The organism is Acuticoccus mangrovi, assembly GCF_016411865.1.
Classification (GTDB): domain Bacteria; phylum Pseudomonadota; class Alphaproteobacteria; order Rhizobiales; family Amorphaceae; genus Acuticoccus; species Acuticoccus mangrovi.
On sequence record NZ_JAEKJA010000011.1, the window covers coordinates 146,141 to 167,316 of the forward strand.

Genomic DNA, 21,176 nt, shown 5'->3' on the forward strand with positions numbered 1-21,176 from the left:
CGATCGTGGACGCAACGAAAAGCGCGACGAGTTCGATTTCGGAAACACGGTGTTTCTCGTTTTTCTACATCCAAGGTGATCAACGCGCCGATCATTGCGGTTATGTTTCGCGAAACATGTGCGAGCCGACGCGGCCTGGCGCCGCGAGTCCGACCGCGCTCGCCGAAGGGAGAGGAATGACGCCACCCGACGCGCCGCGCGCCTCGCGCCGCAGGCGGAAGATCGTCGCCCGTTGCCGCTCGATCGCCGATCTCAGGGCGGCGGCGCGTCGGCGGCTGCCCCGCTCCGTGTTCGACTTCGTCGACGGCGGAGCGGAGGACGAGCGCACGCTCACCGACAATGCCGCCGCCTTCAAGCTGCTGCGCTTCCAGCCGAAGATGCTCGTCGACGTCACCACCGTCGACATGCGGACGACGCTGCTCGACGGCCCGTCGGCGCTGCCCGTCATCGTCGCTCCCTACGGCGCGTGCGGCTTCTCCTGGCCGCGCGGCGATCACGCCGGCGCCGAGGTGGCGGAAGCTGCCGGCATTGCCTACGCGATGTCGTCCACGGCGAGCGTCGCGCTGGAGGACATCGCCGCGCGCCATCAGGGCAGACGCTGGTTCCAGTGCTACATCTTCCGCCGGCGCGAGATCACCGCCGAGCTCATCGCCCGCGCCGAAAAGGCCGGCTTCGAGACGCTCGTCATCACCGTGGATCTGCCCGTGGGCGGCAACCGCGAGCGGGACTATCGCAACGACTTCTCCGTGCCGTTCCGCTACACGCCGCGCAACGTGACCGACTTCGCGCTTCATCCCGAATGGTCGATCACCACGCTGCGCAACGGTATGCCGACGCTTGCGAACCTTGCCGCCTTCGGCAACGTCAACGACGTGAACGCCACCGCCTCTTCCGTCGGCCGCAACTACGATCCGTCGTTCAACTGGGACGACCTCGCCGCCATCCGCGACCGCTGGCGCGGCAAGCTCGTGGTGAAGGGCATCGCCCGCGGCGAGGACGCGCGCCGGCTCGTGGCGCTCGGGGCCGACGCCATCGCCGTGTCCAACCACGGCGGCCGCCAGCTCGACGGGGCGCTGCCCACGCTGTTCTGCCTGCCCGAGATCCGCGACGCCGTCGGCCGTGCCGCCGAGGTCTATCTCGACGGCGGCATCCGCCGCGGCACCGACATCGTGAAGGCGCTCGCCCTCGGCGCCGACGCCGTCATGCTCGGCCGCTCCCTCCTCTACGGCATCGCCGCCGGCGGCGCCGTCGGCGCGCGCCGGGCGCTCGACATCCTCACCCAGGAGCTCGGCCGCACGATGCAGCTCCTCGGCGCGCCGCGGCTCGCCGACATCGGCCCCCACCTCATCGCGAGGAGCGACCTCCTCGCCCACCTCGACCCCTCCATCGCTCGCACGCTCTTGCCCGAGGCCGACGCCTCGCCGGCCGTCGCGCGCCCCGAGCACCATTACGAGAAGGACCCCGTGTCATGATCCAGCCCCCCGCGAACGGCATGTGGCCGAGCCCCTTCAACCCGGCCTCCGACACCTGGGGCGCCTCCGAGCGCACCATCCGCATCGCCGACTGCACCCTGCGCGACGGCGAGCAGCAGGCCGGTGTGGTGATGGACCGCGATGCCAAGCTCGAGATCGCCGGCATGCTCGACGAGCTCGGCGTCTACGACATCGAAGCCGGCACCGTGGCGAGCAGCGAGGAGGACCGCGCGGCGATCTCCGCCATCGTCAACGCCGGCTTCAAGGCGAAGACCAGCGTGCTCTGCCGCGGCCTCACCAAGGACATCGACCTCGCCCACGAACTCGGGGCCTGGGGCGTGCGCCTCTCCTTCCCGATCAGCGAGGTGGAGCGGACCTACAAGCTGAAGGGCATCTCCAACGCCGACTATCTCGAAAAGGCGCTCGGCCTCACCCGCTACGCCAAGGACAAGGGCCTCGCCGTCATCTTCAGCCCGTACGACACGACGCGCGCCGACCCGGCCTTCCTGGAGGAGCTCGTCGGCGCCCTGTCCGAGAGCGGCACCGTCGACCGGCTGCGCATCGTCGACACCACGGGCTGCGCGCTGCCGGAGGCGATCACCGACATCGTCACCCGCATCCGCAAGGCGGGCCCCGACCTGCCGCTCGAAATCCATTGCCACAACGATTTCGGCCTCGCCTGCGCCAACACCCTCGCCGGGGTGCGCGCCGGCGCCGACTACGTGTCGAGCACCATCAACGGCCTCGGCGAACGCTGCGGCAACGCCGCCACCGAGGACGTCGTGATGGCGCTGGAGGTATTGGAGGGCTACCGCACCGGGCTGAAGCTCGACATGCTGCGGGCGATCTCGCGCCGTGTGTCGGAGCTCTCCGGCATCCCGGTGCCGGTGAACAAGGCCGTGGTGGGTGACAACGCCTTCCGCCACGAGGCGGGCATGGTGGTCGCCGGCGTCCTCAAGGAGCCGTTCACGGCCGAGGCCTACAAGCCGGAGATCGTCGGCCAGACGCGCGAGATACTGCTCGGCAAGAAGAGCGGCCTCGTCTCCGTCGCCCACAAGCTGGAAGTGCTCGGCATGCAGCTTCCCGAGGACAAGCACCAGGCCCTCCTCGACGAGGTGAAGGTGATCGCCACGCAGAAGCACCGCGCCGTCACCAACAACGAGCTCAAGGACCTGCTCGCCCAGTTCGGCGCCGTCGCCGCGGAGTGAGTTGGTTCGAAAATTGAAACAATGGTGTTCGAATTTTTGCCCTGTTCGGGCACCATCACGCGGAATAGGTGAGACGAAGACCGGCGCCACAAGACGCCTTCGCCCTTAGGAGGAGACATGATGAAGATCACCCCGTCCGGAGAATCCCTCGGCGCGCGCATCGAGGGGATCGACCTCTCGCAGCCGCTGTCGGATGAGGATCAAGAGGCCATCAAGCAGGCTCTCGGCCGCTACGGCGTCGTGAGCTTCCCGAACCAGAATCTCGAGGCCGAAGACCTCAAGACGTTCTCGAGCCGCTTCGGGACGCTCGAGATCAACGTCGCCAACGCCTACCAGGAGCCCGGCCATCCCGAGGTGATGATCCTGTCGAACATCGTCGTCGACGGGAAGCCGCTCGGCCTCGCCGACGCCGGCCAGGACTGGCACACCGACATGTCCTATTCCAAGGAGATGGCGTTCGCGAACGTGCTCTACGGGATCGAGATTCCCCGGCGCAACGGCGAGCCGCTCGGCTGCACCGAGTTCTGCAACATGCGTCAGGCCTATCTCGACCTGCCGGAGGAGCTCAAGACCAAGCTCGAGGGCCGTACCGCGACCCACGACTTCAACAAGTTCTGGGAGGCGATGCGCCGCGAGCGGGGCTCCAAGCGTCCGCCGCTCACGCCCGAGCAGCGCGCCAAGAAGCCGCCGGTGTCGCATCCGATCTTCATGAACCACCCGATCACCGGCGAGAAGGTGCTCTACTGCAACCCGGGCTACGCCGAGCAGATCGACGGCATGGACAAGGCGGAAAGCGACGAGATCCTCGCCTTCCTGTTCAAGCACCAGCTGCAGGACAAGTACCGCTACCGCCACCGGTGGACCGAGCACGACGTCCTCATGTGGGACAATTTCGGCACCATCCACAACGCGGTCGCCGACTACACGCCGGAAGAGCACCGGCTGATCAAGCGCTGCCAGGTGATGGCCGACCAGGTGATGGCCGAAGCCGCCGCCGCGGCGTGAGGCTCAGCGCGCGGCCGGGAGGAACCAGTCCGACTGGCCGTGCAGCCACGTCCTGAGGAAGTCGAGAAGCGCCAGCACGCGGCGTGGCCGGAAGCGCCGCTCCGCGTACACGGCGTAGATCGACATCGCCTCGGGGCTGTGGTCCGGGAGCACGCGCACCAGCGCCCCGCTCTCCAGCTCGTGGCTCACCATGTAGGTGGGATGGATCGAGATCCCCTCCCCAGCGAGCGCCGAGGCCCGCAGCATCTCGCCGAGATTGGAGCTGATCGTGCCCTCCACGCGCACCTTGTGCCCGTCTTCGAAGGTCCACAGCCGGTCCGGCGACTTGATCGTGTGGACGAGGCAGTTGTGCCGGGCGAGATCGTCGGGCGTCGCCGGCATCCCGCGTGCCTCGAGGTAGGCGGGTGAGGCAACCATCACCTGCGGCACCTTGAGGAGCAGGCGGGCGAGCAGCGCCGTGTCGAGCAGGATCGGCGCGATGCGGATCGAGAAGTCGAGCCCCTCGCGGGCAAGGTCGGCGGAGCCGTCGTCGAGCGCGATCTCGAAGCTCACGTGGGGATGCTCGCCGCGAAACTCCCGCAGCGCCCGCAACAGGTGGGCCGAGGCGAAGGACGGCGGCGCGCCGAGGCGGATCACCCCGGCGATCTCGGACTGCTCCTCGCCGATCTTCTGATTGAGCCGCTCGACCTGCGACAGGATCGACCGCGCCTCGTCGGCGAAGATGTGCCCCGCGGTGGTCGGCGACACGTGGTGCGTCGAGCGGATGAGAAGGCGCACGCCGAGCCGCGCTTCGAGCCCGGCGACGATCTTGGTGACGGTCGAGCGGGAGACCCCGAGCCGCCGGGCCGCACGGGTGAAGCTGCGGCTCTCCTCCACCGACAGGAACGTCTCCATCTCGCGCAACCGGTCCAACAGGCTCCTCCCGTTTCCGCCCTCGTCGCTCGCATCGGCCGGACGGGCGGGCGGCTTCGACGGCCGCGTCGTCCTACCGGAGCGAGCTCACTAAGAGCCTAGAAGGGCGCCCGCCCGCAACCGCGGCAGGCCGTCGTCAACCGCGAAACGGGAGCCGGGGAGAACGGCGCAGGCGCGGCGGGGTCGAGCGGGCGCCGGCGACGAGCGCGGCGCCCGCTCTCGGGCGTCAGTCCGGCACGAACTCGTTGGTGTAGAGAACGGAGAGGTCGTCGAACTTCGTCTTCAGGCCGCCATATTCCAGCATCAGGGCCTCGGCGTCGGCGAGCTTCGCCTCGTCGAGCCAGCCGATGCCGTGCTCTTCGGTCGCCGGACCCGTCATCAGCGCGGCCGTCGCCTTCAGCTTCTCGACCTCGACCGCCTTGTCGATCTTCGGGGAGTACTGGGCGAGGACGTCGATCGACTCTTCCGGATGCTCGAGCGCATAGGCGTAGGAGCGCAGCGTCGCCTTGACGAAGCCCCGGACGAGCTCCGGATCGCTCTCCAGCGTCTCGTTGTTGACGGCGATCCCCTCGCCCATCGTGTCGATGCCGAAGTCGGCATAGAGGAAGTCGGACGTCTTCCCGTCGGTCAGCGCCTGCAGGCCGATGACGGAGTCGTTCGCGAACGCGGTCACCGCCTCGGTGCGCTTCGACAGGAAGTTCTGAATGCGCGTGCCGCCGTCCGACGCCACCACCTTCACGGCGTTGCGGTCGATGCCGTTCTTGTTCAGCATCGCATAGAACATCGTGGTGGACGCATCGCCCTGGATCACCGCGACGGTCTTGCCGACGAGCCCCTCGGGGCCGCTGATGTCGAGGTCGGTCCAGGTGACGATCGCGGTCGGGTTGGTCTGGTAGAGCTGCACCACCTGCGTCAGCGGCATGCCCTTCTCGACCGCGAGCATCAGCGCCGGCGGCTCGGCCACGGCGAAAGTGTCCTGCCCGGCGGCGAGCAGCTGCATCGACGTCGACACGCCCTTGCCTTCAAGGACGGTGAGATCGATCCCCTCCTCGGCATAGAAGCCCTTCTCCACGCCGAGGAGATAGGGGGAGCGATGCCCGTTGTAGGTATAGGGCAGGCGCAGCGTGGCTTCCTTCAGGTCCTGCGCCGCGGCGGGGAGGCTGCCGGACAGCGCGAGGGCCGTCACCATGCACACGCCGAAAGCTCTGCGGTTTAGCATCGTCGTCTATCTCCAATGTCGTTGGGAGTTGGGCTGGGGTTAGATCGTCTTCAGGATCCCGGTTTCTTCGAAGATCGTGCGGATACGCCCCACGGCGGCTCCGAACTCGGGGATTTGCTTGATGCGCATGTCGCGCGCCTCGGGAAGGTTGGGGGTGATGATCTCGGCGATCCGACCCGGGCGGGGCGTCATCACCACCACGCGGTCGGCGAGAAACACCGCCTCCTCGATGTCGTGGGTGATGAACAGGATGCTCTTGCGCGTCGCGAGCCACAGGCGGTGCAGCTCGAGCACCATCATCTCGCGCGTCAGCGCATCGAGCGCGCCGAACGGCTCGTCCATGAGGAGCAGCGACGGGTCGTGCACCAGCGCACGGCAGATGGAGGCGCGCTGTCGCATGCCGCCCGAGAGCTCGTGCGGATACTTGCCGCCGAACCCGTCGAGCCCCGTGGTGCGCAGGAGCTCTTCGGCCCGCGCCCGATAGGTGGCGCGGTCGAGCTTGCGCATCTCGGCCTGGATCATGACGTTCGACAGGACCGTGCGCCATTCGAGCAGAACGTCCGTCTGGAACACGATGCCGACGTCGGTGATCGGCGCCCTGATCGGCACGCCGTCGAGCGAGACCTCGCCGCTCGTCGGAAATTCCAGCCCCGACACCAGGCTCATGAGGGTGCTCTTGCCGCAGCCGGACGGACCCACGACGGAGACGAACTCGCCCTCGCCGATGGTCAACGAGATGCGGTCGAGGGCATGGATGCGGTCACGCCGGGTCTTGTAGACCTTGCTGAGGTTGTCGATGACGACGCGGGTCATGGCTCAGCGCCCCCCTGCGGCGAGGTCGTTGTGGCGCTGCGAGACGTGCCACGGTAGGGCGAGCCGCTCGCACACGTCGACGACCGCGAAGACGAGGATGCCGAGAACGCTCAGCACCACGAGGATCGCGATCGACAACTCGACGTCGAGCAGTCCGTTCGCCACGATCAGCTGGTAGCCGAGGCCGCTGTCGGCGGCGACGAACTCGCCCACCACGGCGCCCACCACCGCCAGCGTGCTCGCCACTTTGATCCCGGCGAAGATGTTGGGCAGCGCCGCCGGCACCTGGAACTGGGTGAACATGTGCCACCGGCTCACCCCCATCGACTTGGCGAGCCAGCGCACCTCCTTGGAAAGCGAGCGGAAGCCCACCAGCGTGTCGACGACGATCGGGAAGAAGCAGATCAGGAAGGTGATCAGGATCTTCGGCGTCAGCCCGAAGCCGAACCAGACCACCATCAGCGGCGCCAGCGCGACCTTGGGGATGGTCTGCGAGGCGACGAGCAGCGGATAGACCGTGTGCTCGATCCACGCGTACTGGGCGAGCACGGCGGCGAGCGGAATGCTGACGACGATCGACAGCGCGAAGCCGGCGGTGACGGCGATCATCGTGACACCGGCGTTGTAGAGAATGAAGTCGCGGTCGGAGAAGATCCGCAGGAACACCGTCGAGGGCGGCGGCAGCAGGTAGGCCGGCACGTTGCCGACCCGCACGACGAGCTCCCAGATCACGAAGAGCAGCGCCAGGGCGATCAGCGATCCGGCGCTGCGGGGAAGGCGTGGCATCGTCCGTGCCGGTTCCGCCGGCGCGGGTTCGCCCGACGGCTCGGCGACAGGCGGTTGTTTGGGGGCGTCGACCATGGCGCTCTCCGGCTCGTGCCTGTGGGGGTCTGGCGGCGACGTCGCCGCCATGGCGCCGCTCATGCGAGCGCCGCCATGGCGCGCAGGGCCCGGGCCACGTCGCCGGCGTGGTTGTAGCCGTGGAAGCTGAAGCGCACCCGGCCGTGGCCGCCCCAGGCGAGCACCCCGTCCTGCGCGAGCCGCGCGACCACCGCCGGCGGATCGGGGTGGCGGATGCAGACACTCGCGCCGTGGCACTCCCGCTCGGCCGGCGTCGTCACCGCGAGCCCCATCTCGCCGAGCCCGAGGATCAGCGACGTGGTGAGATCCTGGACGTGGGCAGCGAGCGCCAGGGCGTCGAATCGGCCCAGAAAGTCGAGCGCGTTCTCGAGGATCATCAGGGCGAGGTGCGCCGGGTTGCCGCGGGTGAAGACGCCGGCATCGTCGCGGGCGCGCAGGGCCGCGTCGTCGAGCTTGAAGGGCGCGTTGTGCACGAGGCCGCCCCAGCCGGACGCGCGCGGGCGCCAGTCGGGCCGGCGCGTCCTGTTCCAGTAGCAGACCGCGGCGCTCGTCGTGCCGAGCAGCCACTTGTAGCAGGAGGAGAAGGCGAAGTCGGTGATCGCGAGGTCGACCGGCAGCACGCCGGAGCACTGGGTGAAGTCCACCCACAGCGCCGCGCCGAGCGCGTCGGCGAGCCTGCGGAACGCCGCGAGGTCGACGCGCCGGCCATCGACATAGGAGACGTAGGAGACGGCGATCACGCGCACCGGACCGCCAGGGGTCGCTTCGATCGCCTCGGTGAAGGCGGCGCAGTCGGGGTTCCGCGCCTCGACGAGCGCGACGTCCGAGCGCATCGCGAGCGGCACGGCGACGGAGGGAAATTCGTGCCGCGCCACGACCACCCGGTCGCCGGCCTCGAACCCGGCATTGGCCGCGGCGATGGCGACGCCGTCGGCGACCGATCCGGCGAAGCCGATCTCGCACGGGTCGGCGCCGAGATAGTCGGCCGCCCGCGCCCGCACCCGCTCGGCCATCGCGTTCAGCCGCTCGCGGCCGGCGAGGCCGCGACTCTTGTCGTCGGCATAGCGGGCGAAGATCGCGTCGTGGGAGTGGAGGAAGGGCGTCTCCCCGCCCGCCGCGAGGTGCGCGGTGCCCGGCGGAATGCGGAAGGCGGCCGGGTCGAAGAGGGCGGTCTCGGTCGTCACGCCTTGCGCCCTTCCCGTTCGAGCCGGGCGAGTGCCTCGGGATAGTCGCGCTCGGCCGCCTCCCGGCTCACGCGCCCCTCGGCGAGGTCCTCGGCGAGTGCCGCGGGATCGCGATCGGCCGGTGCGCCGAAGCCGCCTCCGCCCGGCAGCTCCATCACCAGGACGTCGCTGCCCTCGATGCCTTGGAGCCCCTTGCCGCGCAGGCGCCGTCCCTCGCTCGTGCGCAGCGCGCCGGGCGCCCCGTCACCACCGCCCTCGCGGCCGAGCGCGGGATGGGCGATCCGGTCGAACATCGCCTGGATCTCGAACGGGTCGCCCGTCGCGCTCTCGATCTCGATCACCTGGCCGAGGCCACCGCGATACCGGCCGGCGCCGCCGGAGTCCGGGCGGAACTCCTTCCTCCGATAGCGGATCGGCGCCACCGTCTCCGCGACCTCGATCGGCACCACCTTCACGCCGCCGGGGAACACCGTGGCCGACAGGCCGTCGGCGCCCGGCGTGCCGCCCATGCCGCCTGAGTGGAAGCTGTAATACTCCCAGGGCAGGGCGCGGCCATCGACGTGGCGCAGCCCGCGCAGCATCGGGTTCCACATCATCGAGCTTTCGGCAGGCATCCCTTCCGCCACCACCTGGTGCAGGCAGCCGAACAGCGCGTCGGGCACCATGTGGCCGATGACGTGGCGGGCGGCGACGGGCGACGGCTTCTGCGCGTTGAGGATCGAGCCCTCGGGCGCCACGGTCCGGATCGGCAGCATCGAGCCGTAATTGTTCGGCAGGTCGGGGGCGACGGCGCACTTGATCGCGAACGTCACGTACGCCGCCGTGTAGTTGTAGACGACGTTGATGCCGAACTTGCTCGCGCCGCTGGTGCCGGCGAAGTCGGCGGTGATGCCGTCCTCGCCCACGTCGAGCGTCGCGGCGATCGTCACCGGCGCGTCGTAGCCGTCGCCGGTGACCTCGTGGCGATAGCGACCGCGCTTCATCGAGGCGATCTGCGCCGCCATGGCGCTCCGGGAGCTGTCGATGATGTGGCTCGCCAGCCCAGCGATGGAGGTGATGGCGAACTCCTCCATCATCGCCACCAGGCGACGGGCACCCTCCTCGCCCGCCGCGCAGGCGGAGAACACGTCCCCCTCGACCTGCGCCGGCTCGCGGGTGTTCGCCCGCAGGAGGCGCAGCAGGTCGTCGTTCATCTCGCCGCCGCGGGCGAGATACATCACCGGGATGTAGAAGCCTTCCTCGTAGACCTGGGCGCCGTCGGGCCCCATCCCCCGCCCGCCGATGTCGACGACGTGGATCGTGGAGGCGAGAAAGGCCACCGGCCGATCGCCGAGGAACGCCGGCGTGACGACGGTGATGTCGTGGAGGTGGCCGGAGACGAGCCACGGATCGTTGGTGATGTAGGCGTCGCCCGGGCGCATCGTCTCGAGCGGAAATTCCGCGAGAAACGGCGCGATGGCGACGGCCATGGAGTTCACGTGGCCGGGCGTTCCGGTCACCGCCTGCGCCAGCATGCGCCCCTCGAGGTCGAAGACGCCGGCCGACAGGTCCCCGGCCTCGCGCACCGTCGGACTGAACGAGGTGCGGATCAGCGTCTGCGCCTGCTCCTCCACGACCGAGATCAGACGGTCCCACATGACCTGCATGCGGATCTTCGTCAGCTGATCGCCGACGGCGACGCCGCGCTCGATGTCGTCTACGCCGGGCACCTCAGCTCCTCACGCTCTTGCGGACACAATCGATGACGAGATCGGCGCCGATCCGGGCGACGAAGGCGGCGGGCACCAGCGTCGTCGTCTCCATCTCGCTGATGATCGCCGGCCCCTCGACCACGGCGCCCGGCGGCAGGCCCGCCCGCTCGTAGACGGGAACCTCGACGGAGGCGCCGCGCGCCTCGTCGAACATCGGGCGCCGACCGACGGGGCGGGCCGCGCTCGGCTCGGCCTGCGCCGCGGACGCCGCCGCCGGGGGGGCCGCTGGCGTCGCGACCTTCACCACCCACGTCAGCACCTCGATGTCGACGTCGGGCACGCTGCGGCTATAGAGGCGCGCATATTCGGCCTCGAAGCTCGCCCGCAGGAGGGGGACGGTGCCTGCCACGATCGGCCCGTCCGGCAGGGTGACGGCGATCTGGTGGCCCTGGCCGAGATAGCGCATGTGGATGATGCGCTGCGTCGTGAGCGCGGCGTCGTCGAGCCCGCCGCCGGCGCTCCGCACCACGGCCCGCGCCTCAGCCTCCATCTGGCCGAGCGTCGCGCCGACGAGATCGAAGTCCATCCGGTCGAGGCGCTGGTGGAGGCTGCGCACGATCTCGTAGCCGAGCGGGGCGAGGAGGAAGCCCACCGCCGAGCCCACGCCGGCCCTGACCGGCACGATGAAGCGGTCGAGCTTCAGCTTCTCGGCGATGCGCCCGGCGTGGAGCGGCGCGGCGCCGCCGAACGCGATCATCGTGCGCGCCGACGCGTCCATGCCGCACTCGATGGCGTGGACGCGGGCCGCCGCCGTCATGTTCTCGTCGACGATCTCGCGGATGCCGTAGGCCGCCATCGGAATGTCGAGGCCGAGGCGGCTGCCGATATTGTCGGCGACGGCCGCCTCGCACGCGGCGCGATCGACGGGGATGGTGCCCGCCGCGAAGCCTTCCGGCGCGATGGCGCCGAGGACGACGTCGGCGTCGGTCACCGTCGCATCCGTTCCGCCCCGGCCGTAGCAGGCCGGGCCGGGCTCGGAGCCGGCGCTGTCGGGGCCGACGGTGATGCGCCCCATCGCGTCCACGCGGGCGATCGAGCCGCCGCCGGCGCCGATCTCGACGAGCTCGATCACCGGAATGCGCAGCGGCAGCCCGCTGCCCTTCTTGAAGCGGTAGATGCGGGCGACCTCGAAGCTGTGCGCGGTCTGCGGCTCGCCGTTCTCGATCATGCAGATCTTCGCGGTGGTGCCGCCCATGTCGAAGGAGAGCACCTTGGCAAGGCCCGCCCGCTCCGCGACGCTGCGGGCGAAGAGGGCACCGCCGGCCGGGCCGGATTCGACGAGCCGCACCGGGAAGCGGGCGCTCATGTCCACCGTGGTGAGGCCGCCGCTCGAGAGCATCATGAGCAGCTGGCAGTCGTAGGAGGCGGCGGCGAGCCCTTCTTGAAGGCGGCCGAGATAGCCCATCATCAGCGGCTGCACGTAGGCGTTGGCGCAGGTCGTGGAGAAGCGCTCATATTCGCGCATCTCCGGCGACACCTCGCTCGAGAGCGACACGGGAACGCCGGGCAGCCGCCGGTCGAGCACCTCGCGCACCAGCTGCTCGTGCGCGTCGTTGCGATAGCTGTGGAGAAAGCCCACGGCCACGGCCTCGACGCCGTCGTCGACGAGCCGCGGAACCAGCGCCTCGACGGCATCCCGGTCGAGCGGACGCAGCACCTCGCCCGCGGCCGAGACGCGCTCCACCAGTACGTGCCGCCGCGAGCGCGGCACCAGCGGCTCCGGCAGCCGCAGACCGATCGCGTGGTGGTCGTAGCGATCCTCGCCTCGGATCTCGAGGATGTCGCGAAATCCCTCGGTGGTGATCAGCGCCGTGCGCGCACCCTTGCGCTCGATGAGGGCGTTGGTGGCGAGCGTGGTGCCGTGGACGATGAGCCCGATGTCCGACGGCGCGAGTCCCGCCTCTTCGACCAGCCGGTCGATCGCCTCGCGCAGCCCGCGCTCGGGCGCGTCGTGGGTCGTCAGCACCTTCAGCGAGATCTGCCGACCGTCCAGCTCGAGCACGCCGTCGGTGAAGGTCCCGCCGATGTCCACCCCGATGCGCGCCTTCGTCGTCATTTGGTCCCCGTATCGCCCGGCGTGCCCGGCGTTTCCACTTTAGTATTCCTTATCGCATACGAAATGGTATATCAAGAACGCAGCGAATTGACATTTGAGTCCGAATGATGCGGTTGCGGGGGATCGAGCCTGCGCCGCGCGCTGCCGGATCGGCCTCTTTGTTCCAAGACGCGACGGGAGAATCGCCTTGCCATCGAGCCTCGCCCCTGCAGCCACCGAGACGAAGACGGGCATCGCACTGAGCGAGTTCGTCTACGCCCAGCTGCGACGCGAGATCCTGAGCGGCGTGTTGCGGCCGAACCAGGCGCTGGTGGAGGCCGACCTTGCCGAGCGCCTGATGGTGTCGCGCATGCCGGTGCGCGAGGGCCTGCTGCGGCTCGCCAACGACGGCCTCGTGGAATCAAAGCGGCGCCGCTGGACGGTGCACGAGCATACGCAGGACGAGGTGCGCTGGATCTACGAGGTGCGCGCCGCGCTGGAGGCGGAAGCGGCCTCGCTCGCGGCGCTGCGCGCGAGCGAGGAGCAGCGGGCGGTGATCCTCGAGACGGGGCAGCCCCATCTCTTCGCCAAGGCGCCGACGCGCGACATCCGCTTCGACGCGAACGAGACGTTTCACGGCCACATCATCGCCGCCGCCGCCAATCCGCGCATCGCCGACACGCTGGCGCGCAACGTCACCTACTTCAACTTCCGCTTCGCCCTGTTCTCGTCGCAGGTCGAGCTCGACGAGTCCGGCGAGCAGCACCTCGAGATCGCCCAGGCGATCGCGGCGGCGAACGTGGAGCGGGCGCGCCAGGTGGCGCACGATCACGTCATGCACGCCCTACGGATCATCGAGCGCGCCGTCGAATAGCGCCCGCCCGGCCGCGGCGGCCTGCCGTCACAAGGCGGTGTCGAGACCGTTGCCGCAGAGCACCGAAGCGGCGGGCGTATCGCCCAGGTCCGCCGTGGCCGCGAGGATACGGGCGAAGGCGATGAAGCCCGCGCGCTCGTCGCCGAGCTTCGCCCACACGCTGTCGGCGCCGGCGCCGGCGCCGAGCGGCTTGCGCAGCGGCGCATAGCCCTCTTCGGCGACCGACCACAGCGCCTCGTCGCTCACCTCGGGGTCGGCCGCGGCCGCCTCCGTCATCAGGCGCAACAGGCGGTCGTAGGCGAACTGGGTGTAGCGCAGCGGCCGCTCGGCGGACGAACCGTCGGGCAGCATGGCGACCCGGCGGTCGAGCGCGGCGATGCTACCGGCGAGGTGGGCGGCGGCGGCGATGCCGCGGTCGGCCGGCGTCGGATCCGGCGCGACCTCGGCGAGGATCGCGCGGCGCATCACGCAGCGGTCGAGCGCGTGGTGGCCCACATTGAAGCGGCTCTCGAACGCGATGGCCGCCTTGGCGGCTTGAAGGTCGCCGCGCAGGAAGCGGGCGCGGCCGGCGATCCGGTCCGTCGGCGTGCCGATGAAGGCGACGCCCAGCGGCCCCCATTCGGCCCGTGCGCTCTCCATGAAGCCGATCACCGGATCGATGATGAAGGGGCGGTCGACGCGCGGATCGTCGATCATCTCCTGCGGCGCTTCCGTCACCTCGACGTCCGACACCGTCAGCGTGCCGTCGGCCGCGGTCGAGGCGGTCAGCGACAGCGCGTTGACCGCCTGGGCGCACTGCCCGTCGGTGTAGCAGCGGTTGGCGTTACCCGCGTCCTCGGTGAGGAAGGTGAAGTCCATCCGCTCGCCGTCCACCCGAAGCACGACGAAGATCGGCGAGATGATGCCGGAATCCTCCCCCGTCAGCCACTCGTCGACGAGGACGTAGGAGCCGTCGTGCGTCGCGTCCTCCCCGCTCGTGGCGGCTGCGGGTGCGGCGGCCACCGGCGCAGAGGACGGGCCGGCGAGGCTCGCCAGCACGATGAGGAAGGCGATGAGAACGCGCATGGGGCAGGGCCTCGGGGAAAGACGGCGAACGGATCGAGGTGGGGCGGATGACGCTCCGCTCGCTCTGTGATGGTATCGGAAGGCGGCTAAAAAAAGGGGTCGCGCGCATCCGTGATCATCGCGTCGGTGCGAGACGTTCCGTCGCAGACGCGGGGTGGAGCGTCTAGCCAGCGCTCGGCCGACGCGTTAGAGGGGGCCAAACCCTCCTGTGTCCGAGCGGCAACTGCCAAGGGTCTGTGTTGGAGTGTCTAGTGTTCACGAACCCCTCCCAGTCACGTTTTAAAGGAAGTGTCGCCCATGGGTGACGCCGTCACGACGGGCGCCGCGCTGGCGAGCCCGGCCAACTTCTCGCTCCTGGCGTTGTTCCTGCAGGCGCACATCGTCGTGAAGTGCGTGATGGTGGGGCTGTTCCTGGCCTCGCTGTGGTGCTGGGCGATCATCTTCTACAAGACCGTGGCGCTGCGCCGCATGCGCCGCCGCATGTCCAACTTCGAGGAAGATTTCTGGTCCGGCCAGTCGCTGGAGGCGCTCTACAAGGAGCGCTCCGAGGAGGATACCGACGGTCTCGCCGCCGTGTTCGTGGCAGCCATGCGCGAGTGGAAGCGCAGCCACGAGGGCGCCAAGCCGGCGCTCGCCTCGCTCGCCCAGCGCATCGACCGCGTGATGACGATGACGCTGTCGCGCGAGGGCGAGGAGCTGGAGCGCGGCCTGATGGTGCTCGCCTCCACCGGCTCGGCGGCCCCCTTCATCGGCCTGTTCGGCACGGTCTGGGGCATCATGAGCTCGTTCCAGGCGATCGCCGGATCGGGCACCACCAACCTCGCCGTGGTGGCGCCCGGCATCGCCGAAGCGCTGCTTGCGACCGCGCTGGGTCTTCTCGCGGCGATCCCGGCCACCATTTTCTACAACAAGCTCGCGACCGACATCGCGCGGATCACGCACGAGATGGAGGGGTTCGCCGACGAATTCCTCGCCATCCTGTCCCGGGAAATCGATGAGAGACTCTGATGGGTATGTCATCGCCGAACATGGGGGGAGGAGCCGGCCGCGGCCGCCGTCGCGGGCGGCGCTTCCAGCCGGTTGCCGAGATCAACGTCACGCCCTTCGTGGACGTGATGCTGGTGCTCCTCATCATCTTCATGGTGTCCGCGCCGCTGCTCACGGTGGGCGTGCCCATCGACCTGCCGCAGTCGACGGCCAAGCCCCTCGAGGGTGACGTCGACCCGCTGACCATCTCGATCCAGGCCGACGGCAAGATTTTTCTGCAGGAGGAGGAGATCGACATCGACACCCTCATCACCCGCCTGCAGGCGATCGCCGGGGCGGGATATGAGGAGCGCATCCTCGTCCGCGGCGACGCCTCGTCGGACTATGGGGCGATCATGCGCGTCATGGGCCGCCTCAACCGGGCGGGTTTCAATCGTATCGGCCTCGTGACCACCGAGGAGCCGTCATAGGGCATGCGTAACGCCCTCATCGTCTCCGCGATCCTGCACTTCTCGTTGCTCGCGGCGGCGATCATCAGCCTGCCCACCTCGCATTTCGAGACGCCGACGGTGAACGCGCTGCCGGTGGAGCTCGTCACGATCGCCGACGAGACCGACCTCACCGAGGGTCGGCCGGAGGAGACGGAGGTGGTGGAGGAGGCCGCGACGGAGACGGTCGAGGCGGAGACCCCGCCGGAGCCGGAGGCCCAGCCCGGCGCCACCGACACGCCGGCCGACGAGGTGGCGACCGACGCCGACGCGATCGCGACGGCCGCCGAATCGTCCGCGCCCGAGCCCGCCGGCGAGCCGGAGCCGGTGGAGGCGACCGAGCCGGAGCCCGAGCCCGACCCGACGCCGCAGACCGAGGTGGCGGCCGTGGAGCGGCAGCCGGTGGAGCCCGAGCCGCAGCCCTCCGAGACGCCCGCTCCGGTGCCGGAGACGGTGGTGCCGACGCGCAAGCCGCCGCCCCCGCCGCGCCGCACCCAGACGGCACGGTTGGAGCAGCAGAGCTCGGAGTCGTTCGACGCTGACCGATTGTCGCAGCTGATCAACCGGACGGCCCCCTCGGGCGGCGGCTCGGGCTCGGCACAGGCCTCACTCGGATCGGAATCGGGCCGCGCGCAGGCCTCCCTCACCCTGTCGGAGATGGATGCGCTCCGCGCCCAGATGCAGCGCTGCTGGAACCCGCCGATCGGCATCGAAGGTGGCCAGGACCTGGTGGTGACCGTCCAGATCCGCCTCGCGCCCGACGGCTCCGTGGTGGAGATCAAGCAGATCGGGGCGCAGGGCCTCGGCGCACTCTACGACGTCGCCGCCGACGCCGCCCGCCGCGCCGTGGTCCAGTGCCAGCCCTACCGCCTGCCACCGGCCAAGTACGAAGTGTGGAAGGACGTCCAGGTCAACTTCGACCCGCGCGATCTGTTCTGAGCGCCGACGCGGCGCGCCATTTGACGAAACGGTTCCGTTGCGGCTTTCTCCCGCACCGGTGCCCTCTAGATGAGTGCGGTATCGCCGTTCGACCCCGCGTCGCAGGCCACCGCACCGCGACTTGACCCGATTGCCCGCAGGCCACCCCGGCCGCGGACCGAGAGACGACCGACCTGACCGTGAGGCCGAGACAGATGCTCACCCGCTCCATGCTTCTTGCGACCCTGTGCGCGCTCGTGGCGTTGGTCACCACCGCGCCGGCGGCACGCGCGCTGGTGTCGATCGACGTGACCCAGGGCGAGGTGCGGCCGCTGCCGATCGCCATTCCCTACTTCTCCGGCCAGGTGCGCGACGACCAGCTCGGCGCCCAGATCGCCGAGGTGGTGCTGGCCGACCTGACGGGCTCCGGCCTCTTCGCCGGGGTGGACCGCAACGCCTACATCGAGCAGACGCTCGGCGTATCGACCATGCCCCGCTTCGGCGACTGGCGGGCGATCGGGGCGGAGGCGCTGGTGACCGGCTCCGTCGTGCGCGAGAACGGCGACCGGCTGCGGGTGGAGTTCCGCCTCTGGGATCCGCTGCAGGAGCAGCAGATCCTCGGCCAGCAATTCTTCACCACCCCCGAGAACTGGCGCCGCGTCGCCCACATCGTGGCCGACGCCATCTACGAGCGGCTGACCGGCGAGAAGGGCTATTTCGACACCCGCATCGTGTTCGTCGCCGAGAGCGGCCCGAAGAATGCGCGGGTCAAGCGGCTCGCCATCATGGACCAGGACGGGGCGAACGTGAGCTATCTCACCGACGGCTCCAACCTCGTCCTCACGCCCCGCTTCAGCCCGGCCGGCCAGTACGTGACCTACATGAGCTACGAGGGCGCCCAGCCGCACGTCTATCTACTCGACATCGAGACCGGCAAACGTCAGCTCCTGGGCGACTTCTCCAACATGAGCTTCGCCCCCCGCTTCTCTCCCGACGGCAACCGCGTGGTGATGAGCCTGCAGGAGGGCGGCAACGCCAACATCTTCGTGATGGATCTGCGCTCGCGCAAGCTGAGCCGCCTCACCAACACGCCGGCGATCGACACCGCACCGTCCTACTCGCCGGACGGCTCGCGCATCGTGTTCGAGAGCGATCGCGGCGGCACCCAGCAGCTCTATGTGATGGGCGCCGACGGCTCCAACCCGCAGCGCATCTCGTTCGGCGACGGCCGCTACTCGACGCCGGTCTGGTCGCCCCGCGGCGATCTCATCGCCTTCACCAAGCAGGGGCAGGGCCGCTTCTCGATCGGGGTGATGCGGCCCGACGGCACCGGCGAGCGCATTCTCACGACCGGATTCCACAACGAGGGGCCGACCTGGGCGCCAAACGGTCGCGTTCTCGCATTTTTCCGCGAGTCGGGTGGTGCGCAGGGCGGCGCAAGCATCTATACCGTCGACATTACCGGTCGGAACGAGCGGCGAGTCGACGTGGCGACCATTGCTTCGGATCCCGCATGGTCGCCGCGCCGCTGATCCGGCCGGTTAAGGACAATTGCCAAGACCGCATTAACTGTCCCTCCCGTACCTCAACCTCTTCCCGTTCTTCGGAGTCACATGATGACTGAGTTCCGAGCGAAGCGCTGGCTGATGACGCTGGCTGTCATGTCGATGCTGGTGGTCGTCGCGGCCTGCGCGCAGAAGCCCACCAATACGGCCGGTGGCGCGGCGACGCCGGGCTCCCCGCAAGACTTCTCCCAGAATGTGGGCGACCGCGTCTATTTCACCGTCGACTCCTCGTCCCTCGACGCGACGGCCACGGCCACCCTCACCCGGCAGGCCCAGTGGCTGAACCAGTATCCGCGCTACCAGATCACCGTCGAGGGTCACGCCGACGAGCGCGGCACGCGCGAATACAACATCGCCCTGTCGGCACGACGCGCCGAGGCGGTGCGCGCCTATCTCGCGAGTCGCGGCGTCTCGGCCGGCCGCATCAACACGATCGGATTTGGCAAGGAACGACCCGTCGCCGTGTGCGATGCCGAATCGTGCTGGTCGCAGAACCGCCGCGCGGTCACGGTGCTGCGCGGGTCCTGACCCCGCGCTCACGTAGCCGCCGGCGGCCTTCGGCGTTCAACTGATGGGCCGGCCGCGCTATATGGCGGCTACGGCCCATCGATTGCCGCAGGAGATTGCCGATGCGCCCCAGAACTTCCGTGATGCTTCGTTCCGCGGCGATGGCGCTGATCCTCGCCGCGTCGTCCGCGAGCGCCGCCGTGGCGCTGCCGCGGCTCGCCGCGCCGGCCGACCGCCACGCGGCGGTGGTGGAGGTGCAGCAGCGCTTCCTGCCGCGTCTCTTCGGCGGCGACGATCAGCGACAGAGCAACGAAGCCGACCTCGCACTGCGCGTGCAGCAGCTCGAGGAGCAGGTGCGCATGCTCACCGGCCAGGTGGAGGAGCTGACCTTCACCCTGCGCCGGATGGAGCGGGAGCGCCCGCAGGCCCCCGACCAGCATAGCGACGCGGGTCGCCCCGGCCCCGGCGCGCCGCCGCGCTCGCTCGGCTCGCTGCCGGCGAGTGGCGCCACGGCGCCACGCCCCGGAACCGGCGGCCCGGTGGACCTTTCGGCGCTCAACCGCAACCTCGACGCCGCGGCCCGGGCGGTGGACGAGCCGGTACCCGCCGCGACCACCGCGACGCCCGCGGGCAACCCCGCCTTGCAGGAGGTCCGCTCGCTGCAGGGGTCCGGCCGCTACGCCATGGCCGCGCAGCAGGCGCGCGAGGTGCTCGCCGACAATCCGACCGGCCCCGTCGCCGGCGAGGCGCGCTTCCTGCTCGGCGAGGCGATGCTGGCGCAGGGCGACTACCGCAACGCCGCCAGCGTGTTCCTCGAGAACTACACGACCGACCCGAACGGGGCCCACGCCCCGGCGAGCCTGTTGCGCCTCGGCAGCGCCCTCAACGGGCTCGGCGAGCGGGAGGCGGCGTGCTCCTCGCTCGCCGAGTTCTTCGGCGCCTATCCCAACGCCGCCGAGGATCTCAAGGCCGCCGCCCGGCGCGAGCAGCAGGCGGCGCACTGCGTCTGATGCAGACGGCGCCCGGGCGGCTCGACGAGGACGTCGCCGACCCCGCCGCGATGCTCGACATCGACCTCTTTCCGGCGGCGGGGCGGATCGGTCTCGCCGTCTCCGGCGGCGGCGACAGCACCGCGATGGCCGTGCTCGCCGCCGAGGCGCTGCCGACGGAGCGGCTCGCGATCCTCACCGTCGATCACGGACTGCGGCCGGACGCCGCCGCCGACGTCACCTTCGTGGAGCGCCTCGGCGCCCGCCTCGGCGTGCCGGTGGCGGCGCTGAAGGTCGACGGTCCGCCGAGCGGGTCGGTGCAGGCCTGGGCGCGGGCCGAGCGCTATCGCCTCTTCGGCGAGGCGGCGGGCCGGCTGGACCTCGCCGCGATCGCCACCGCCCACACGCTGGAGGATCAGGCGGAGACGCTGCTCCTGCGCCTCGCGCGCGGCAGCGGGCTCAAGGGGCTCGGCGCGATCCGCCCGGTCGCGCGCCGCGACGGGCTCACCATCGTGCGCCCGCTGCTCGGCGTCCGGCGCGAGGCGCTGCGGGCGGCCCTCGTCGCGCGCGGCATCGGCTGGCGGGAGGACCCCTCCAACACCGACCCCCGCTTCGACCGGGTGGCGATGCGCCGGCTCGCGCCCCGCCTCGCCGCCGTGGGGCTGACCGCGGAGCGCCTCGCCGCCACCGCCGCCCACCTTGCCCGCGCCGGCGAGGTGATCGAGGCCGACGTCGCCGCCCTCGCGGCGCGGCTGCGGACCGACCGGGCGGGCGCCGTGCGCCTCCCCCTCCCGCTCTGGCGGGCGGCGCCGGAGGAGGTGCGGTTGCGCGTCCTCGCCGACATGGTGTGCCGGGCGGGCGGACTGCCACAGACGCCGCGTTTCGCCCCGCTCCGCGCCGCCGCCGACGCGGTGAGCCGCGGCGTCGGCGCGAGCCTCGGCCGGGCCGCGCTCGCCGTCGCGGCGGACGACATCGTTGCCTGGCGGGAGCCCCGCGCGATCGCGCCGATCACCCTCGCAGGCGGCGAGCGCGGGGTGTTCGACGGCCGCTTCAGCGTGGAGCTTGCCCGAGGCTTCCCGCGTGTGAGCATTGCTGCTATCGGGGAAAGCGTTGCGAAAGCTTGCCCAGCGATCGCGCACCGCCCGGCCATCGCCACGGCACCCGGCATTTTCCTCAACGATCGTCTGGTGCTGGCGCCGACCCTCGGGGTACGCCGCCGAGATTTCCCGGCCGATGGGGCGATCGTGCGGCCCATGCGCTGATTCGTCCGATCATGCTGTGGGTCCCACGGTAGTTGGCAGGCGGGACGCTTCTTCCTATGTT

19 protein-coding genes are annotated in these 21,176 nt (G+C 70.1%); 11 read left to right on the top strand and 8 right to left on the bottom strand.

The window, feature by feature from the left end:
- Positions 1–176 precede the first annotated feature (176 nt).
- The 3 genes from JCR33_RS14485 (at position 177) to JCR33_RS14495 (ending at position 3,685) form a co-directional block, all read left to right on the top strand.
- Positions 177–1,472 carry an alpha-hydroxy acid oxidase gene (locus JCR33_RS14485; RefSeq protein WP_198882804.1) on the top strand — a complete coding sequence of 432 codons (1,296 nt, stop codon included), beginning with the start codon at positions 177–179 and terminating at the stop codon, positions 1,470–1,472.
- Positions 1,469–2,680 carry a homocitrate synthase/isopropylmalate synthase family protein gene (locus JCR33_RS14490; RefSeq protein ID WP_198882805.1) on the top strand — a complete coding sequence of 404 codons (1,212 nt, stop codon included), beginning with the start codon at positions 1,469–1,471 and terminating at the stop codon, positions 2,678–2,680. Before JCR33_RS14485 ends, JCR33_RS14490 begins: the two co-directional genes overlap by 4 nt.
- A gap of 117 nt (positions 2,681–2,797) precedes the next feature.
- Positions 2,798–3,685: a TauD/TfdA dioxygenase family protein gene (locus JCR33_RS14495; RefSeq protein WP_198882806.1), complete on the top strand. Its 888-nt coding sequence runs from the start codon at positions 2,798–2,800 to the stop codon at positions 3,683–3,685.
- A gap of 3 nt (positions 3,686–3,688) precedes the next feature.
- Here the strand turns inward: JCR33_RS14495 and JCR33_RS14500 are convergent, their stop codons facing one another.
- From JCR33_RS14500 to JCR33_RS14530, 7 genes are all read right to left on the bottom strand, one after another.
- Positions 3,689–4,597 (bottom strand): LysR family transcriptional regulator, encoded by a 909-nt coding sequence (locus JCR33_RS14500; RefSeq protein ID WP_198882807.1) that lies wholly within the window; start codon positions 4,595–4,597, stop codon positions 3,689–3,691.
- 226 nt (positions 4,598–4,823) lie between these two features.
- Positions 4,824–5,786, bottom strand: a complete 963-nt coding sequence (locus JCR33_RS14505) for an ABC transporter substrate-binding protein (RefSeq protein ID WP_211110312.1) — start codon at positions 5,784–5,786, stop codon at positions 4,824–4,826.
- Between the two features lie 69 nt (positions 5,787–5,855).
- Entirely contained in the window at positions 5,856–6,629 is a 774-nt protein-coding gene (locus tag JCR33_RS14510; protein WP_198882809.1) for an ABC transporter ATP-binding protein, read from the bottom strand.
- Between the two features lie 3 nt (positions 6,630–6,632).
- A complete protein-coding gene (locus JCR33_RS14515) occupies positions 6,633–7,415 on the bottom strand; it encodes an ABC transporter permease (RefSeq protein ID WP_198882810.1) in 783 nt (260 codons plus the stop codon).
- A 134-nt stretch (positions 7,416–7,549) separates the two neighbouring features.
- Entirely contained in the window at positions 7,550–8,674 is a 1,125-nt protein-coding gene (locus tag JCR33_RS14520) for an aminotransferase class V-fold PLP-dependent enzyme (protein WP_198882811.1), read from the bottom strand.
- A complete protein-coding gene (locus JCR33_RS14525; protein ID WP_198882896.1) occupies positions 8,671–10,320 on the bottom strand; it encodes a hydantoinase B/oxoprolinase family protein in 1,650 nt (549 codons plus the stop codon). The genes JCR33_RS14520 and JCR33_RS14525 overlap by 4 nt, the downstream gene beginning before the upstream one ends.
- Before the next feature lie 64 nt (positions 10,321–10,384).
- A complete protein-coding gene (locus JCR33_RS14530) occupies positions 10,385–12,481 on the bottom strand; it encodes a hydantoinase/oxoprolinase family protein (RefSeq protein WP_198882812.1) in 2,097 nt (698 codons plus the stop codon).
- Positions 12,482–12,668: 187 nt separating this feature from the next.
- Here JCR33_RS14530 and JCR33_RS14535 point away from each other — a divergent pair, with 187 nt between their 5' ends.
- Entirely contained in the window at positions 12,669–13,334 is a 666-nt protein-coding gene (locus tag JCR33_RS14535) for a GntR family transcriptional regulator (protein ID WP_198882813.1), read from the top strand.
- A gap of 27 nt (positions 13,335–13,361) precedes the next feature.
- Here JCR33_RS14535 and JCR33_RS14540 read toward each other — a convergent pair whose 3' ends face one another.
- Positions 13,362–14,399, bottom strand: a complete 1,038-nt coding sequence (locus JCR33_RS14540) for a hypothetical protein (RefSeq protein WP_198882814.1) — start codon at positions 14,397–14,399, stop codon at positions 13,362–13,364.
- A 297-nt stretch (positions 14,400–14,696) separates the two neighbouring features.
- Between JCR33_RS14540 and tolQ the strand changes: the two genes are divergently transcribed.
- From tolQ to tilS, 7 genes are all read left to right on the top strand, one after another.
- Positions 14,697–15,407, top strand: a complete 711-nt coding sequence (tolQ, locus tag JCR33_RS14545) for a protein TolQ (RefSeq protein ID WP_198882815.1) — start codon at positions 14,697–14,699, stop codon at positions 15,405–15,407.
- Complete coding sequence (gene tolR, locus JCR33_RS14550; RefSeq protein ID WP_198882816.1) at positions 15,407–15,856, top strand: protein TolR; 450 nt, start codon at positions 15,407–15,409, stop codon at positions 15,854–15,856. Before tolQ ends, tolR begins: the two co-directional genes overlap by 1 nt.
- A 3-nt stretch (positions 15,857–15,859) precedes the next feature.
- Positions 15,860–16,813 (top strand): cell envelope integrity protein TolA, encoded by a 954-nt coding sequence (locus JCR33_RS14555; protein ID WP_198882817.1) that lies wholly within the window; start codon positions 15,860–15,862, stop codon positions 16,811–16,813.
- A gap of 194 nt (positions 16,814–17,007) precedes the next feature.
- The gene (tolB, locus tag JCR33_RS14560; RefSeq protein ID WP_198882818.1) at positions 17,008–18,324 is read left to right on the top strand and encodes a Tol-Pal system beta propeller repeat protein TolB; all 1,317 of its coding nucleotides are present in this window, start codon (positions 17,008–17,010) and stop codon (positions 18,322–18,324) included.
- 129 nt (positions 18,325–18,453) lie between these two features.
- Entirely contained in the window at positions 18,454–18,885 is a 432-nt protein-coding gene (gene pal / locus JCR33_RS14565; RefSeq protein WP_408628768.1) for a peptidoglycan-associated lipoprotein Pal, read from the top strand.
- A gap of 122 nt (positions 18,886–19,007) precedes the next feature.
- On the top strand, positions 19,008–19,874 hold the full coding sequence (locus JCR33_RS14570) for a tetratricopeptide repeat protein (RefSeq protein ID WP_198882820.1): 867 nt from the start codon (positions 19,008–19,010) through the stop codon (positions 19,872–19,874).
- A complete protein-coding gene (tilS, locus tag JCR33_RS14575; RefSeq protein WP_198882821.1) occupies positions 19,874–21,115 on the top strand; it encodes a tRNA lysidine(34) synthetase TilS in 1,242 nt (413 codons plus the stop codon). Before JCR33_RS14570 ends, tilS begins: the two co-directional genes overlap by 1 nt.
- Positions 21,116–21,176: the final 61 nt, after the last annotated feature.